The organism is Brevundimonas sp. (genome assembly GCF_046299535.1).
In the GTDB taxonomy this organism is placed as follows: domain Bacteria; phylum Pseudomonadota; class Alphaproteobacteria; order Caulobacterales; family Caulobacteraceae; genus Brevundimonas.
Genome location: NZ_JBKBIB010000013.1, coordinates 78,213 through 92,460, shown reverse-complemented (window position 1 = coordinate 92,460; position 14,248 = coordinate 78,213). Strand labels below are relative to the sequence as shown.

Sequence of the window (14,248 nt, the reverse complement as noted above, 5' to 3'; positions counted from 1 at the left end):
CGCCGGCCTTCGCCAGCGTCATCGTGATCGCCGCCGTCAGCGTCGTCTTGCCGTGGTCAACGTGGCCGATCGTGCCGATGTTGCAGTGCGGCTTGTTACGTTCGAACTTTTCCTTGGCCATGGCCAAAACTCCTGTGGCCCAGGTCCCGCGTCGTAAGGGAGGGGCGTGTTTGCATTAATCAGCAGAAACTGGAGCGGGTAGACGGGATCGAACCGACATCCTCAGCTTGGAAGGCTGCTGCACTACCATTGTGCTATACCCGCGCATGGAGCACGGGAAACCCGCACCCGTTTCCGACCCGAAAGCCGTCCGTCGGTCGATCCTGCAAGGGCGCGTGGTGGGGGAAGTAGGACTCGAACCTACGAAGCTTACGCAGCGGATTTACAGTCCGCCCCCTTTGCCACTCGGGACATTCCCCCGACGCGCCGCTTTCAGGACCGCCCTGCCTTCGCCCGGACAGGTCGAAAAGACCCATACGAACAAAAGCCCTCGGTGTTCCAGACAGCCTCGTATATGGGAGGCGCCGGACCCGAAGGCCGGGTGGCCCCCAAATCGGAGCGCGTCTTATAGTGTCGTCGAACCGCGAACGCAACGACCGGAAATCCAAGAAAACGCAGGGCTTCAAACCCCGGCCTGAACGGAGCTGGTCGCCGAAAAGCGACTCAGGCCCGCCGAGAGATTCGGCGCCGCGGGCGCCCCGGCAGAAGGTGGAGCCGGACAATCTGATCTGGGGACGGCACCCGGTGCTGGCCGCCCTGGCCAATCCCGCGCGCAAGGGCATGGGCCGCCTGCTGGCCACCCCGGAGCGGGCCGAGGAGCTGGCGGTCGGCGGCCTGAACCACGGCCACCAGATCGAGATCATGGAGGGCCCGGCGCTGGCCCGCATGGTCCAGCCCGGCGCGGTGCATCAGGGGCTGGTGTTCAAGGCAGCGCCGCTGGAAGGCGTGACGCTTGAGGAGATCGCCGAGCCGGCTGAAGGCGTGATCGTCATGCTGGACCAGATCACCGATCCCCAGAACGTGGGGGCGGTGTTCCGCTCGGCGCTGGCGTTCGGAGCGAAAGGCATCGTGGTGCAGGACCGCCATTCGCCCGCCCTGGCCGGGGCGCTGGCCAAGGCGGCGGCGGGCGCCACCGAGCGCCTGCCCTGCGTGCGGGCCACGAATCTGAGCCGGGCGCTGGAGCGGCTGGGCGATCTGGGCTGGCGCGCGGTGGGCATGGACGGGTCGGCCGAGATGACGCTGGATGAGGCGCTGGACGCCCGGCCCACGGTCATCGTCATGGGGTCCGAAGGCGACGGCATCCGCCGGCTGGTGGCCGAGCACTGCGAGGTGCTGGCGAAGATTCCCATGCCGGGCGGGTTCGAGAGTCTGAACGTGTCCAACGCCGCCGCCATCGCGCTTTACGAGGCGACGCGGGCGCGGAATCGCCCGGGCTGAAACGAGCCGTTGCGCAGGGCCCCGGGGCGGGCCTAGAGAGCGGCGATGTTCGACTTCTTCTCCTCCCCCGAATTCGCCAGCCAGATGGTCGCCCTCGGCCAGGTGCTGATGATCGATCTGGTGCTGGCCGGCGACAACGCCGTGGCGGTGGGACTGGCCGCCGCCGCCCTGCCCGCCGAGCAGCGCCGCAAGGCCATCATCATCGGCCTGGCCGCCGCGGTGGTGCTGCGCATCGGCTTCGCTCTGATCACCATCCAGCTGCTGGCAATCGTGGGCCTGCTGATGGCGGGCGGGTTCCTGCTGCTTTGGGTGTGCTGGAAGATGTGGCGCGAGCTACGGGAGCAGGCGACGCACGATCAGGCGGAGGCCCAGGCGGAACTGGAGCTGGCCGCCAGCATCGAACACGGCAGCGGCCCGAGCCCCGAAGAGCTGGGCATCAAGCGCAAGACCTTCGGCGCCGCCCTGCTGCAGATCATGATCGCCGATGTGGCCATGAGCTTGGACAATGTGCTGGCCGTGGCCGGCGCCAGCCATGACCACCCGTGGATCATGGTGTTCGGCCTGATCCTGTCCATCGCCCTGATGGGCGTGGCGGCGACCTTCATCGCCAGGCTGCTGAACAGGCACCGCTGGATCGCCTATGTGGGTCTGGCGATCGTGCTTTATGTGGCCCTGCACATGATCTGGGACGGCTATCGCTCGGTGGTGGTGCGCACCGACCGGACCGAGGCGCACAACCAGTTCATGATCGGCTCCTGGCTGGACATAGGCCCGGAGGAGGCCGCCAAGCATTTGCGACACGCGGATCAGGAAAACGGAGGCCGTCACACGCCCGAGGCCCTGCCGGGCGGGGCGGAGCGGTCCAGACCGGCGCCGGTCAGTCCCTGACGCGGAAGAAGGACCCGCTGACGAAGCCGTTGGCGCCGCAGTATCCGGGGGGCCCCGAACGGCCCTCCACGAGGGTTTCATCGACCCGGATCACATCGCCCAGAAGGCGGGCGGACAGGCGATAATTCCCGTCCATGTCGGCCGGCCCCTCAATCACTCCGTTCACAGGGTCGCCGGTCAGGCTGACGTCGCATAGCCACCGCGCGTTCGCCGGATGGGCGGTGTTGAAGGCCAGGGTCAGTCGGCCGCCCTCTTCCGTGACAGTCAGCGCGCCGGCCGCATTGCGCCATCGCCCCGTCCAGCCGCGCGCCCCGGCGTCGATGGACGCGAGGAAGTCTGACCGTTGTTCCATACGCTCGGCCAGGGTCGGAAATCCGTCCCAGCGGTCGCGGTTCTCGAACCATTGATCCCGGGCGCCGAGGAACCATCGCTGGTCCTGGCGCAGGGCGGCGCGGGCCTCGGGCGACAGGCGGGCGCGCACATCGCGGTACAGCGTCGCCAGCTCACGATCCTGACGGGACAGGTCGGCGTCGGCGCAGATCGCCCGTTCCGCGCCGGTTTCAGCGCGATCGCAGTTGAAGGACGGTTGCGACAGGGCGCCGACGAGAAGGCCGAACATCAGGATCATGGGCCGCTCCGGGAAAGCTTAGGGGATCAAGCGTCGCCGCCGCCGAAGCGTTCCGCCCACTCGGCCACCTGGGCGTCCTCGATCTTTCTGAACAGCACCTCGGGGGCCGAGACCGGAGCGCCGCGCGGAAGGACGTCCAGCAGGGCGGCGTCCGGCTCCGGCCAGGTCAGATCGGACTGGCCCACCGTGGCGCCGATGCGTTCGGCGGTGAAGGGCAGGATCGGGGCCGAGACGCGGGCGAACAGGGCCACCAGATTGAGGCCGGTGCGCACGCCCACGGCGGCGCGGTCGCGGTCGGTCTTGAAAGCGGTCCAGGGCGCGGCTTCCTGAAGATACTCGTTGCCCAGCACCCACAGGGCGCGCAGCGCCTGACCGGCCTTGCGGAACTCCATGGCCTCGAACTCGGCGGTCAGGGTGGCCAGGGCGGCCGTCACATCAGCCTCAAGTTTGGCCTCGATCGGGCCGGGCTCGCCTTCGTGGGGGACCACGCCGTCGAAGCGGCTCTCGGCGAATTTGACGATGCGGTTGACGAAATTGCCCAGCACGTCGGCCAGATCCTTGTTCACCGCGCCCTGGAACTGCTCCCAGGTGAAGGCGGTGTCCGAATGCTCGGGCCCGTAGGCGGTCAGGTGCCAGCGCCAGTAGTCGGCGGGCAGAAGCTCCAGCGCCTGATCCATGAACACGCCCCGCCCCTGCGAGGTGGAGAATTTGCCGCCGTACCAGTTGAGCCAGTTGAAGGCCTTGAGCTGGTCCACGGTCTTCCACGGCTCGCCGGAGCCGAGGATGGTGGCCGGGAAGCTGACGGTGTGGAAGGCCACATTGTCCTTGCCCATGAACTGGACGTAGCGGACGTCTTCGGCCCCCTCGTCCAGACGCCACCATGAGCGCCAGTCGCCGCCGGACGTGTCGGCCCACTCCTCGGTGGCGGCGATGTATTCGATGGGGGCGTCGAACCAGACGTAGAAGACCTTGCCCTCCAGCCCCGGGCGCGGCCCGCCGTCAGGCCCCACCACCGGCACGCCCCACTTCAGGTCGCGGGTGATGCCCCGGTCGATCAGGCCCTCGTCCAGATGCTTGTAGGCGATGGAGCGGGCCAGCGGCTGCCAGCTGGGCGACCGTTCATCGACCCAGCCGCGCACTGCAGCGGCCACCTTCGTCTGCAGCAGATAGAGGTGGCGGGTGTCGCGCACCTCCAGATTGCGGCTGCCCGAGACGGCGGAATAGGGATCCTTCAGATCGGTGGGGTCCAGCAGGCGGCCGCAGTTGTCGCACTGGTCGCCGCGCGCCTTTTCATAGCCGCAGTGGGGGCAGGTCCCCTCCACATAGCGGTCGGGCAGGAAGCGGCCGTCGTCGATGGAGTAGATCATGCGATCCACCCGCTCCTCGATCAGGCCGTTGTCCTCCAGCACCTTTGCGAAATGCTGGGTCAGGCGGTGGTTGGGGGCGTTGGAGGAGCGGCCGAACACGTCGTAGCTGAGGCCGAAGGCTTCGCCCGCGGCCTTCTGGACCTGATGCTGTTCGTCGCAATAGGTCTTCACGTCCTGACCGGCGGCGGCGGCGGCCAGCTCGGCCGGGGTGCCGTGCTCGTCGGTGGCGCAGACGTAGAGCACCTCATGTCCCTGGGCCCGCTTGAACCGCGACCACACGTCGGCGGGCAGCATGGAGCCCGCCAGGTTGCCCAGATGCTTGACGCCGTTGATGTAGGGCAGAGCCGAGGTGACGAGAATGCGGGCCATGGTGTCCGTACGCGGTTCGGGGAAGCGGTGGGATATAGCCGCCGGGCGCCCTCCCGCAAAGGGCGTCAGGCGGACAGCGTCTCCTGGAAGCGGACCGGGCGGCCATGGGCTGAGCCGATCAGCGCGCCGTCCTTCATGACCACGCGGCCGCGCACGATGGTCGCCATGGGCCAGCCGGTGGCCTCGAAGCCGTCAAAGGGGGTCCAGGCGGAGCGGGTGGCCATGTCGGCGTGGGTGATGGTGCGCTTCGCCTTCAGGTCCACCAGCGTCAGGTCGGCGTCATAGCCAACAGCCAGACGGCCCTTGCCGGCGATGTTGAAGATGCGCTGGGCGCCCGCCGAGGTCAGGTCGATGAAGCGCTCCAGCGTCATCTTTCCGTCGGCCACATGGGTCAGCATGACCGGGACCAGGGTCTGGACGCCCGGCATGCCCGAGGGAGAGGCGGGATAGGGCCGGGCCTTTTCCTCCAGCGTGTGGGGGGCGTGGTCCGACCCCAGCACGTCCACGATCCCCTGATCGATGCCGCGCCACAGGCCCGCAACGTGCTCGGCGGAGCGGATGGGCGGGTTCATCTGGGCGAGGCCCTTGAGGCGTTCGTAGGCCTCGGGGGCTTCCAGCGTCAGGTGCTGGGGCGTGACCTCGACGGTGGCCACGTCCTTGTGCTGCGCCAGATATTCGATCTCCTGCGCCGTGGTGACGTGCAACACGTGGATGCGACGGCCGACCTCGCGGGCCAGACCCACCAGACGGCGGGTGGACAGGATGGCGCTTTCGGCGTCGCGCACCTCCGGATGGCTGGTCCAGTCGCCGGCGCGGGCGAGGCCGCGGCGCTCCTCCAGCCGGTATTCGTCCTCGGAGTGGAAGGTGGCGCGGCGGGCCACGTTCCGGAGCACCTTGCGGACGCCGTCGTCGTCGGCGATCAGCAGGTCGCCGGTGGAGGCGCCCATGAACACCTTGACCCCGCAGCAGCCGGGCAGACGCTCCAGCTCGCCCAGATAGTCGGCGTTCTCGTGGGTGCCGCCGATGTAGAAGGCGTGGTCGGTCCACATGCGGTCGCGGGCGCGGTGCAGCTTGTCTTCCAGCGTCGCCGGATCGGTGGTGTTGGGATTGGTGTTCGGCATCTCGAACACGGCCACCACCCCGCCCAGGGCGGCGGCGCGCGAGCCGGTCTCCAGATCTTCCTTCCACTCGAGGCCCGGTTCGCGGAAATGGACCTGGGTGTCGATGACGCCGGGCAGGACCGTCAGGCCCGCCGCGTCCACGATCTCCGCCGCGTCGGCCTGCGACAGGTCGCCGATGGCGGCGATCCTGCCGTCCCTGACGCCCACGTCGGCGCGGCCGCGTCCGGCGTGATTGGCCACCTCACCGCCACGAACGATCAGGTCATAGGTGCTCATCGGCTGTCTCCGCTTCCGGCGTTTCGGCCCGCCGCTGCGCCAGCAGGTCGCGCGCCGCTTGAAGCACGGGTTCCACCGGCAGGTCCATCATGTGCTGGATGTGCTGGTTCAGGCCGGGGTCGATGGCGCGGAAATCCTCCAGCGTGCGGGGGCCCCGCACGGAGCGCCCGTTCCACGGGCCCACCCGGGTCTCGTCCGAGGGGCCGAACACGGCGACCGAGGGCACGCCGGAGGCCACGGCCAACTGGGTCCAGAAGGAATCGGCGCCCAGATAAAGGTCGGCCCGAGACAGGGCGGCGGCGGTCTGCAGCGGCGTCAGCTTGCCCTGGACCTCGATGACCCGGTGGCGGTGGACGGCGAAACGGATGGTGTGGGCGGCATCGCGGTCAGCCTGATCGCCCACGATCAGCAGACGTCCACCGGCCATGGGGCCGCCGTCGCCCAACAGGGCGGCCGCCACCTTGGCGAAGCGTTCGGCGGGCCAGCGCTTGCCGATCCAGTCCACGCCCGGCCCGACGGCCAGCACCGGGCCCTCGACAGGACCGATCAGGGCGTCGGCCGCGGCGAGGGTCTCCTCGCCGAAGAACAGGCGCGGCGCCGGTGTTTCGTCCAGTTGCAGGACGCGGGCGGCCTCGACCACCGCGTGGACCGGGTCTTGGCCGGGTTCAGGCGCGACGCGGACGGCGCGCTTCTGGCGGCGCAGGCGACCGGAGATCTGGCTGCCGCGCTGGTCCACGATCAGGCCCCATTCGGTCCCGCGCAGGTGGTTCCAAAGGCCGATCCAGTCCAGCCGGCCCTCGCGCTCCAGCACGATGAGGCGCTCCAGCCCCGGCAGGTCGGCGAAAAGGGGCGCGGACGCGCGCGAGCCCACCACGGTGAACACCGCATTCGGCACGCTGTCGGTCAGGTACGCGAGCACGCCGGAGGACAGGATCGCCGCCTCGGCGTCCGTCTCGGCGATATACAGAATCGGGAAGGGTTTACTCATTGCGACGATCATAACGCGCGGGACGGCTGGTTTCGCCCTCCCCCGCCGCCACAATCGGCCTATATCCACCGTCATGAGCTTTCAGATCGCGCAACTGACGGACCGCACCGTGGTCCGCGTCACGGGGCCGGACGCCCGGCCGTTCCTGCACAACCTGCTGACCCAGGATGTGGAGACGCTGGCGCCCGGCGTGCTGCGCTACGGCGCCCTGCTGTCGCCGCCGGGAAGGATGCTGATGGACCTGTTCCTGCTGGGGCTGGAGGACGGGGTGCTGCTGGACGTCCCGGCCGACCGGCGCGAGGCGCTGATGCAGCGGCTGACGCTCTACAAGCTGCGGGCGAAGGTGGAGGTCGCGGCGTCAGACGAGCCGGTGTTCGCGGCGTGGGGCGAAGAGGCGGACGGCTTCACGCCAGACCCGCGTCTGCCCGCGCTGGGCGGGCGGGCGTATGGCGGGACGTATGCCCTGACAGCGAGCGAGGATGACTATGCGGCGCACCGGCTGGGGCTGGGCGCGCCCGATCCGGCGCGCGATGCGCCGGACGACAAGACCTATCCCATCGAGGCTGATCTGGATCTGCTGAACGGTATCGATTTCCGCAAGGGCTGTTTCGTGGGTCAGGAGACCACCTCGCGCATGAAGCGGCGCGGGACCATCAAGAGCCGCATGCTGCCCATCGTCTTCGACGGCCCGCCGCCGCCGTTCGGCGCCGAGGTGCTGAACGGCGAGCTGCGCGCGGGCGAGGTGCTGTCGGGCCGCGACGGCATGGCCATGGCCCTGATGCGGCTGGACCGCATGGACGGCGCCCTGACGGTGGATGGACGGGCTGTCACGGCCCGGCCGCCGGGGTGGATCGCCCCGGCGTGACTTGATCATGGGACGGGGTCGGCCGCACCCTGCCCCCATGAGCGAATCGGACAGGTCAGGGCGGTGCGGGTGGTGCGGCAGCGATCCGCTGTATGTGGCCTATCACGACGAGGAATGGGGCGTGCCCGAGTATGACCCGCGCGCTCTTTGGGAGAAGCTGGTGCTGGACGGGTTCCAGGCCGGGCTGGCGTGGATCACCATCCTGAGAAAGCGCGAGACCCTGCGTGCGGCGTTCGACGGGTTCGATCCGGAAAAGGTGGCCCGCTACGGCGACGAGGACCGGGCGCGGCTGCTGGCCGATCCGGGCATCATCCGCTCCCGGGCCAAGATCGATGCGGCCATCGGCGGGGCGCGCATCTGGCTGGAGATGCGCGAGGGGGGCGAGGACTTTTCGGCCTGGCTGTGGAGCTTCGTGGACGGCGCGCCGGTGCAGGGCGACTGGACCGATTTCCGCGAGGCGCCGACGCAGACGGCGCAGTCGCAGGCCATGGCCAAGGCGCTGAAGGCGCGCGGCTTCAAGTTCTGCGGGCCGGTCATCACCTACGCCTTCATGCAGGCGGTGGGGATGGTCAACGATCACCAGACCCGGTGCTTTCGTCACGGGGCCGTAAAGGCTATGGCCCGCTGATGTCCCTTGGTCCCAATCTCACGCTGGAAGCCCTGTGCGCCGCGCCGGTGTGCGGCGTGGACGAGGCCGGGCGCGGGCCGTGGGCGGGGCCGGTGTCGGCGGCGGCGGTGATCCTCAATCCCGACGATCTTCCGGAAGGTCTGAATGATTCCAAGGTTCTGACCGCGAAGGCTCGCGCAAGACTTGAGCTCGAGATCAAGGCGCGCGCGACAGCCTGGGGCGTGGGCTTCGCCTCGGCGCGGGAGATCGAGGAGGTCAACATCCTCAAGGCCACGGGGCTGGCCATGTGCCGGGCCATCGCGCAGTTGTCGGTGACGCCGGTGGTGGCGCTGGTGGACGGCAACCACCCCTTCGCCCTGCCCTGCCCGGTGAAGACGGTGGTGGGGGGCGACGGCCTGTCCCTGTCCATCGCGGCCGCCTCGATCCTGGCCAAGACGGCGCGGGACCGGGTGATGATCGAGATGGACGGGGTGTATCCACAATACGGCTTCGCCAGCCACAAGGGCTATAACGCGCCGGCGCACCAGCAGGCCCTGCGCGACCACGGCCCCTGCCCCGAACACCGCCGCACCTGGGCGCCCATCCGGGCCTTGCTGGAAGAGGCCTGACAGCGTTCTCTCCCCCGTTCATGGGGAGGAGACTATGAGGCGGATTCAGAGCTGGAAGGCGTTGCCGAACAGGGCGCCCAGGAGGGCGGAGACCAGCGCGCCGCCAACGGCGATCGCGTTGGGCGAGATCGGGTCGCCCCACTTCCAGTCAATGATGGATTGATCGGGGGCGGCGGTCTCGGCCGGCGCATCCACCCAGTCGTTGGCGACGCTGAAGCGGGGGTGGCGCGGCTCGGGCGGGCGCCAGGCGGCAAGGGTGTCGAAGGCGTCCGCGTGGCTGACGCGAGCGACGGGCGAACGGTGCGACAACGGCTGGTCCATGGGATGCCTAACGACGGCAGCCCCGTGACGTTCCCGGCTCATGCCGCGGTCGCCAGGGTCACGGGCTCGGCGGTGGCGACGAACAGATATTCGACGTTCCGCAGACGGCCGACGGCGCCCACCTTCTCGCCCTTGGGATTATGGATGCCGATGCGGGCGCCCACATAACGCGGGCGCGCGATCTCGATGACCTGGACGTGGCCGCGCCCCGACAGCAGGGCCACCAGATCGTCGCGGGACAGATAGCCCTCGTCGTTGAACGAGACGATCAGGTTGGGGGCGTCCAGCCGCTCGATCACCGTGCGCATGGCCTCGCGGATTCCGGGGCGGCTGTTGAAGGGGCTCTTTCGGGTCTTCACGTCCACGCGCTTGTTGGCGATCCCGTAGGTCTCGGGCTTGTCCCAGAGGACCAGACTTTCCCACACGTGGTAGTTGGCCAGGTAGGAGTGCTGGTTGTACGGCGGGTCCAGATAGACCAGATCGGCCTCCACCTGCCCGGCCATCTCCAGCGCGTCGGCGCGGGTGGCCCGGCAGGGGGCGAACACGGCGGGCTGCAGCGCGGGCAGGCGCAGCTCGATGTCCTTGAGGGCACGCGGGGCCCATTGCTTCATATAGGCCATCTGCAGGCCGGCGGTGGAGTCCACCCGGTCGGCGGCCTCCATCAGCGAGACCAGGGCGATGGCCTTCAGTTCAGGCTCCAGCCCCATGGTCTCGATGCGCTCGCGCATGGCGTCGATGCGGGCGCCGTTGCGGGGGTGGAAGAAGCGGGCGTCCTCGCAGCAGGCGCGGGTGAACCAGCCGGGCTCGCCCTTGATGGTCGCCAGTTCGGCGATGACGGTTTGGGCCTTGTCGGCCCAGCGGTCGCGGTCGGCCTGGACGTAGCAGGTCGCCAGCGTGTGGGCGTAGGCGTTCAGGTCGTTGGCGTGGACGGTGAAGCCCTCCCCCTTGAGGGCATGGCCCACGCGCGCCGTGCCGCTGAACAGGTCGCAGACCGTTCCCCCGGTCGGCAGCAGGCCGCGCACCGTCCGCGCGATGTCCGCCAGCAGGGCGCGCTTGGAGCCGATGTATTTGATCATGCCGCCTCACCGGAAAGAGGGCGGCAGTGTGGGGGGTGCGGAGCGAAAAGAGAACCCTCTCCCTCCCCGTCTCGGGGAGGGGGCTGAGCCGAAGGCGAGGCAGGTGGGGGCGACTCGGCAAGGCAGCCGCACTCCTGTCGCCGAGCCCGCCCCACCCGGCCGTCGCTGAGCGCCGGCCGCCCTCCCCGAACGGGGAGGGAGAATCAGGCCTTCCGCCGCCGCTTCGCCTTCGCCGGTGCGTGGGCCAGACGCAGCAGGTTGGCGGCGCCGGGGGCGCCGAAAGGGGTGCCGGCGAGGATGAGGACGCGCTGGCCCGGCTCGGCGAGGCCGTACTCCATGGCCGCCTGCACCGCGTCCTCAGTGACCTGCTCCAGCGACTCCGGCTGGCGGCCCAGACGGGGCTCCAGCCCCCAGACCAGGGCCAGACGGCGGGCGGTGTCGGGATTGGGGGTCAGGGCCAGGATCGGCTGCAACGGCCGCTCGCGCGCCATGCGCCGGGCCGTGCCGCCCAGGGTGGTGAACACAACCATGCAGGCGGTGGACGAGGCCTCCGCCGCCTTGCGGGCCGCGGCGACCAGGGCGTCCACGTCGTGCTCGTCCATGCCCGCGTGCTCGGCGTCCATCAGGCCGGGCCACAGGGGGTCGTTCTCCACCCGCTCCATGATGCGGTTCATCATGGCCACGGATTCCAGCGGATAGTCGCCGGACGCCGTCTCGGCCGACAACATCAGGGCGTCGGCGCCCTCATAGACCGCATTGGCCACGTCCGACGCCTCGGCGCGGGTGGGCGCGGGGGCGCTGGTCATGGACTCCAGCATCTGGGTGGCGACGATGGCGGGCACGCCGCGCTGGCGGGCCATGCGCAGGATCTGCTTCTGGGCCACCGGCACGTCCTCGGGGTCCAGCTCGACGCCCAGATCCCCGCGCGCCACCATGACCCCGTCCGAATAATCGAGGATGGCGCCCAGCTCGGTCAGGGCGGCAGGCTTCTCGATCTTGGCCAGACAGGCGGCCTTGCCGTTCACCAGCCGCTTCAGCTCGGCCATGTCCTCCGCTTTCTGGACGAACGAGAGCGCGACCCAGTCCACGCCCATGCGCAGGGCGAAAGCAAGGTCCTCGCGATCCTTGGGCGTCAGGGCGGAGACGGGAATGACGGCCTGGGGCACGGCCACGCCCTTGCGGTCCGACAGCTTCGATCCGCTGAGGACCTCCACATCGGCCCATTTGTCGTCGCGCTTGATGACCTTCAGGCGCACCCGGCCGTCGTCCAGCAGCAGCAGGTGATCCTCGCGCAGGGCCTTGAAGATTTCCGGGTGCGGCATGCACACGCGGGTCTCGTCGCCGGGGGTCTCGTCCAGATCCAGACGCAGGCGCTGGCCGGGCGCGACGGCGATCTCCACATCCCGGAACCGGCCCAGACGCAGCTTGGGGCCCTGCAGGTCGGCCAGCACCCCGAGCGGGCGCTGCAGGGCCATCTCGGCGCCGCGCACGGCCTTGAGCGCGGCGGCGTGGTCCTCATGGGAGCCATGGCTGAAGTTCAGGCGGAACACGTCCACCCCGGCCTGGGCCAGGGCCTTGACGGTTCCGGGCGCCCGACTGGCGGGACCGAGGGTGGCGACAATGCGCGCGCGCCGGGCTCTGTTCATGCGGGTTCCACGGGTGAAAGGACTTGTGCGCCTCTTGTGCCGCCTAATCCCGCCGCATGAAAGGCGAGGTCCTTCACACGAAACATCTTGTTATGCGCGCGGCTCAGCGCCCGGACGGACAGGCAGACGCGGCGCTCCAGCCCAGTTCGAGGCACCGGCCCTCCACGCCGTCGCCGGCCCCGACGCCGATGACGGCCGCCAGGGTGGGGGCGATGTCGATGGTCTGGATGGGCAGAACGCGCTCCTGCGCATCGCCGCCCGGCGTCCAGAACAGGATCGGCACGCGCCGGTCATAGTCCCACGGGGTGCCATGGCCCGAAACATAGCTCCCCGGACGCCCCTGCCCCGGCGTGACGCCGGGATCCAGTGACACCAGTACGTCGGGCGAGCGCCCGGCCACGGCGTTCAGGCGATGGCGCTGGCGCAGGCTCAGTTCCTGTGGGCTCAGGCCGCGCGGCGGCATGGGCTCGGAGAGAATGTCCGACAGGGTGAAGGCGCCGGCCACCATGGGCTGGTCCGCAAGCCATGCGGCGGCCGCGGCGGCGATCCCGGCGCCCCGGGGTTCGGCCATGCCGCGCCCCTCGGCGTCCACCACATAGAATCCGCTGTTGAACAACAGGGGGTCGTGATCGAGGCCGAACTGTTCGCGCATGGCCGCATTGACGCCGGTCATCAGGTCGTAGCCGCCCCATCGCGCCTCGGTGAAGCCCTGGGCGGCCCATCGCTCGGGGAAGTCGCCGCCGCCGTGGTCGGCGGTCAGGGCCACCACCACGCCGCCCGGCAGTTGCTCAAGCCGCTCGAGGAACTGACCCAGCGCCGCATCCAGACGCAGCATCTGTTCGCACATCTCCGGGCCCTGGCTGCCGAAGGTGTGGCCGATGCGGTCGGTGGCCGACAGGCTGACGCCCAGCACGTCGGTGACGCCGCGCTGACCCAGTTGCCGGGTGTCGATCAGCATGACCGCGCCTTCCAGGGTGATCTCGTCCAGAATGGGCGACACGTCCATGGCGAACCGGGCGGGCGGCAGGGCCGATCGGAACGGCCGTCCGCTGATGGTCCAGTCGGCTTCCAGCGCGCGGCACTGCTCGGAGGTGTAGTCCCAGGTCAGCTCGCCGCCGCTCATGCGCTCGCGCAGCTCGGCGTTGAAGGCGGCCACGGGGACCAGGCGCGCCTCGGCCGTCTCGCCGGGCCGCACATAGGTGGTGAAGCCGAAACCGTCGGTCAGCCAGAAGGCGCCGTCGCCCTGGCGCCCGGCCAGGGTGATGGCGCCCCGGTCCTTGCCCGAGACCGCGAACACGCGGCTGTCGGGGCTGACGGCCTTCAGCCAGTCGCCGAGGGTGGAGGCGTCCAGTCGCTCCGGCCCGACGGGTCCGTTGTCGGTGGGCGCGCCGCCCTCGGGCACATGGGCCAGGGTCGCCGTGTCGGAGGCCAGGCAATAGGTCTTCTGGCCCGCGTCCGCATCGTGCCAGTCGTTGCCCGGAATGCCCGCCGTGGCCGGATGCACGCCGGTCAGGATGGTGGCGTGGCCGGGGCAGGTCTCGGTGGCCGCATGGGCGTGATAGCCGTTGGCGTAGACGCGGCCCTGATCGATCAGGGTGCGGAACCCGCCGGTGAAACGGTCCCGGTGTTGATTGAACAGATTGGCGCTGAGCTGATCCACAACGATCATGACCACGAGGGCGGGCGGCTCGGCGTGGGCCCCGGCCCCGGATGGTCCAGCAGCGGCGGGCGACGCGGCGATCGCGAGGGTCATGGCGGTCAGGGCGGCGGTAAGGCGATTCACTTCGGGCGCTCTCCAGGATCGGGTCGCGGCCCTTCTAGCGGCCCGGCGCGACAGTTCAACAACGCGGCTGCGGGTATCATGGTGCGAGCGGCGGGGGTCGAACCCGCATGACCTGAGGCCGAGGGATTTTAAGTCCCTTGCGTCTACCAGTTTCGCCACGCTCGCGTCCGTCGAGCCCTAGCCTTTCGGGGGTCCGACGTCGAGATTCGCCTTACGCCTTGCTTTCGCCCTCGTTTTCCCTCACATT

General features: G+C 69.6%; 14 protein-coding genes and 3 tRNA genes. 5 read left to right on the top strand and 12 right to left on the bottom strand.

Annotation, left to right across the window (positions count from 1 at the left end; all coding sequences use genetic code 11):
- The 3 genes from ACK4FB_RS12020 to ACK4FB_RS12010 all read right to left on the bottom strand — a co-directional run.
- The coding region (locus ACK4FB_RS12020) for a GTP-binding protein (protein WP_293345763.1) at positions 1–121 on the bottom strand (121 nt) is incomplete at its 3' end.
- A 69-nt stretch (positions 122–190) separates the two neighbouring features.
- Positions 191–264: transfer RNA gene (locus ACK4FB_RS12015), tRNA-Gly, on the bottom strand.
- 72 nt (positions 265–336) lie between these two features.
- A tRNA-Tyr gene (locus ACK4FB_RS12010) sits at positions 337–420 on the bottom strand.
- A 150-nt stretch (positions 421–570) separates the two neighbouring features.
- On the opposite strand from ACK4FB_RS12010, the gene rlmB reads away from it, so the two are divergent.
- Together rlmB and ACK4FB_RS12000 are read left to right on the top strand one after the other, a co-directional pair.
- Positions 571–1,437, top strand: coding sequence for a 23S rRNA (guanosine(2251)-2'-O)-methyltransferase RlmB (rlmB, locus tag ACK4FB_RS12005; RefSeq protein WP_409752446.1), 867 nt, complete (start codon positions 571–573; stop codon positions 1,435–1,437).
- Positions 1,438–1,482: 45 nt separating this feature from the next.
- Positions 1,483–2,325 carry a TerC family protein gene (locus ACK4FB_RS12000; RefSeq protein WP_409752443.1) on the top strand — a complete coding sequence of 281 codons (843 nt, stop codon included), beginning with the start codon at positions 1,483–1,485 and terminating at the stop codon, positions 2,323–2,325.
- Here the strand turns inward: ACK4FB_RS12000 and ACK4FB_RS11995 are convergent.
- The 4 genes from ACK4FB_RS11995 to ACK4FB_RS11980 form a co-directional block, all read right to left on the bottom strand.
- Positions 2,315–2,953: a lysozyme inhibitor LprI family protein gene (locus ACK4FB_RS11995; RefSeq protein WP_409752440.1), complete on the bottom strand. Its 639-nt coding sequence runs from the start codon at positions 2,951–2,953 to the stop codon at positions 2,315–2,317. The two genes, ACK4FB_RS12000 and ACK4FB_RS11995, sit on opposite strands and share 11 nt — an antisense overlap.
- Before the next feature lie 26 nt (positions 2,954–2,979).
- Complete coding sequence (gene metG / locus ACK4FB_RS11990) at positions 2,980–4,689, bottom strand: methionine--tRNA ligase (RefSeq protein ID WP_409752437.1); 1,710 nt, start codon at positions 4,687–4,689, stop codon at positions 2,980–2,982.
- Positions 4,690–4,754: 65 nt separating this feature from the next.
- Positions 4,755–6,086: a dihydroorotase gene (locus tag ACK4FB_RS11985; RefSeq protein WP_409752434.1), complete on the bottom strand. Its 1,332-nt coding sequence runs from the start codon at positions 6,084–6,086 to the stop codon at positions 4,755–4,757.
- Complete coding sequence (locus ACK4FB_RS11980; protein WP_409752431.1) at positions 6,073–7,074, bottom strand: glycosyltransferase family 9 protein; 1,002 nt, start codon at positions 7,072–7,074, stop codon at positions 6,073–6,075. The genes ACK4FB_RS11985 and ACK4FB_RS11980 overlap by 14 nt, the downstream gene beginning before the upstream one ends.
- Before the next feature lie 73 nt (positions 7,075–7,147).
- On the opposite strand from ACK4FB_RS11980, the gene ACK4FB_RS11975 reads away from it, so the two are divergent.
- Genes ACK4FB_RS11975 through ACK4FB_RS11965 form a run of 3 tightly spaced genes read left to right on the top strand, consistent with a single transcriptional unit; the run spans position 7,148 to position 9,175 of the window.
- The gene (locus ACK4FB_RS11975) at positions 7,148–7,939 is read left to right on the top strand and encodes a YgfZ/GcvT domain-containing protein (RefSeq protein WP_409752428.1); all 792 of its coding nucleotides are present in this window, start codon (positions 7,148–7,150) and stop codon (positions 7,937–7,939) included.
- 37 nt (positions 7,940–7,976) lie between these two features.
- Entirely contained in the window at positions 7,977–8,567 is a 591-nt protein-coding gene (locus tag ACK4FB_RS11970; protein ID WP_409752425.1) for a DNA-3-methyladenine glycosylase I, read from the top strand.
- A complete protein-coding gene (locus ACK4FB_RS11965; RefSeq protein WP_409752422.1) occupies positions 8,567–9,175 on the top strand; it encodes a ribonuclease HII in 609 nt (202 codons plus the stop codon). Before ACK4FB_RS11970 ends, ACK4FB_RS11965 begins: the two co-directional genes overlap by 1 nt.
- Before the next feature lie 45 nt (positions 9,176–9,220).
- Here the strand turns inward: ACK4FB_RS11965 and ACK4FB_RS11960 are convergent, their stop codons facing one another.
- The 5 genes from ACK4FB_RS11960 to ACK4FB_RS11940 form a co-directional block, all read right to left on the bottom strand.
- Positions 9,221–9,496 (bottom strand): hypothetical protein, encoded by a 276-nt coding sequence (locus ACK4FB_RS11960; protein WP_409752420.1) that lies wholly within the window; start codon positions 9,494–9,496, stop codon positions 9,221–9,223.
- A 38-nt stretch (positions 9,497–9,534) separates the two neighbouring features.
- Positions 9,535–10,572, bottom strand: a complete 1,038-nt coding sequence (locus ACK4FB_RS11955; protein WP_409752417.1) for a DNA adenine methylase — start codon at positions 10,570–10,572, stop codon at positions 9,535–9,537.
- A 203-nt stretch (positions 10,573–10,775) separates the two neighbouring features.
- The gene (gene pyk / locus ACK4FB_RS11950; protein WP_409752414.1) at positions 10,776–12,218 is read right to left on the bottom strand and encodes a pyruvate kinase; all 1,443 of its coding nucleotides are present in this window, start codon (positions 12,216–12,218) and stop codon (positions 10,776–10,778) included.
- 103 nt (positions 12,219–12,321) lie between these two features.
- Positions 12,322–14,001, bottom strand: coding sequence for an alkaline phosphatase family protein (locus ACK4FB_RS11945; protein WP_409752411.1), 1,680 nt, complete (start codon positions 13,999–14,001; stop codon positions 12,322–12,324).
- A gap of 79 nt (positions 14,002–14,080) precedes the next feature.
- A tRNA-Leu gene (locus ACK4FB_RS11940) sits at positions 14,081–14,166 on the bottom strand.
- Positions 14,167–14,248 lie beyond the last annotated feature (82 nt).

Excerpts from the sequence above, each read along its gene's own strand:
- ACK4FB_RS12000 (WP_409752443.1), top strand. The coding sequence starts at position 1,483 with ATGTTCGACTTCTTCTCCTCCCCCGAATTCGCCAGCCAGATGGTCGCC.
- ACK4FB_RS11995 (WP_409752440.1), bottom strand. The coding sequence starts at position 2,953 with ATGATCCTGATGTTCGGCCTTCTCGTCGGCGCCCTGTCGCAACCGTCC.
- metG (WP_409752437.1), bottom strand. The coding sequence starts at position 4,689 with ATGGCCCGCATTCTCGTCACCTCGGCTCTGCCCTACATCAACGGCGTC.
- ACK4FB_RS11985 (WP_409752434.1), bottom strand. The coding sequence starts at position 6,086 with ATGAGCACCTATGACCTGATCGTTCGTGGCGGTGAGGTGGCCAATCAC.
- ACK4FB_RS11980 (WP_409752431.1), bottom strand. The coding sequence starts at position 7,074 with ATGAGTAAACCCTTCCCGATTCTGTATATCGCCGAGACGGACGCCGAG.
- ACK4FB_RS11975 (WP_409752428.1), top strand. The coding sequence starts at position 7,148 with ATGAGCTTTCAGATCGCGCAACTGACGGACCGCACCGTGGTCCGCGTC.
- ACK4FB_RS11970 (WP_409752425.1), top strand. The coding sequence starts at position 7,977 with ATGAGCGAATCGGACAGGTCAGGGCGGTGCGGGTGGTGCGGCAGCGAT.
- ACK4FB_RS11965 (WP_409752422.1), top strand. The coding sequence starts at position 8,567 with ATGTCCCTTGGTCCCAATCTCACGCTGGAAGCCCTGTGCGCCGCGCCG.
- ACK4FB_RS11960 (WP_409752420.1), bottom strand. The coding sequence starts at position 9,496 with ATGGACCAGCCGTTGTCGCACCGTTCGCCCGTCGCTCGCGTCAGCCAC.
- ACK4FB_RS11955 (WP_409752417.1), bottom strand. The coding sequence starts at position 10,572 with ATGATCAAATACATCGGCTCCAAGCGCGCCCTGCTGGCGGACATCGCG.
- pyk (WP_409752414.1), bottom strand. The coding sequence starts at position 12,218 with ATGAACAGAGCCCGGCGCGCGCGCATTGTCGCCACCCTCGGTCCCGCC.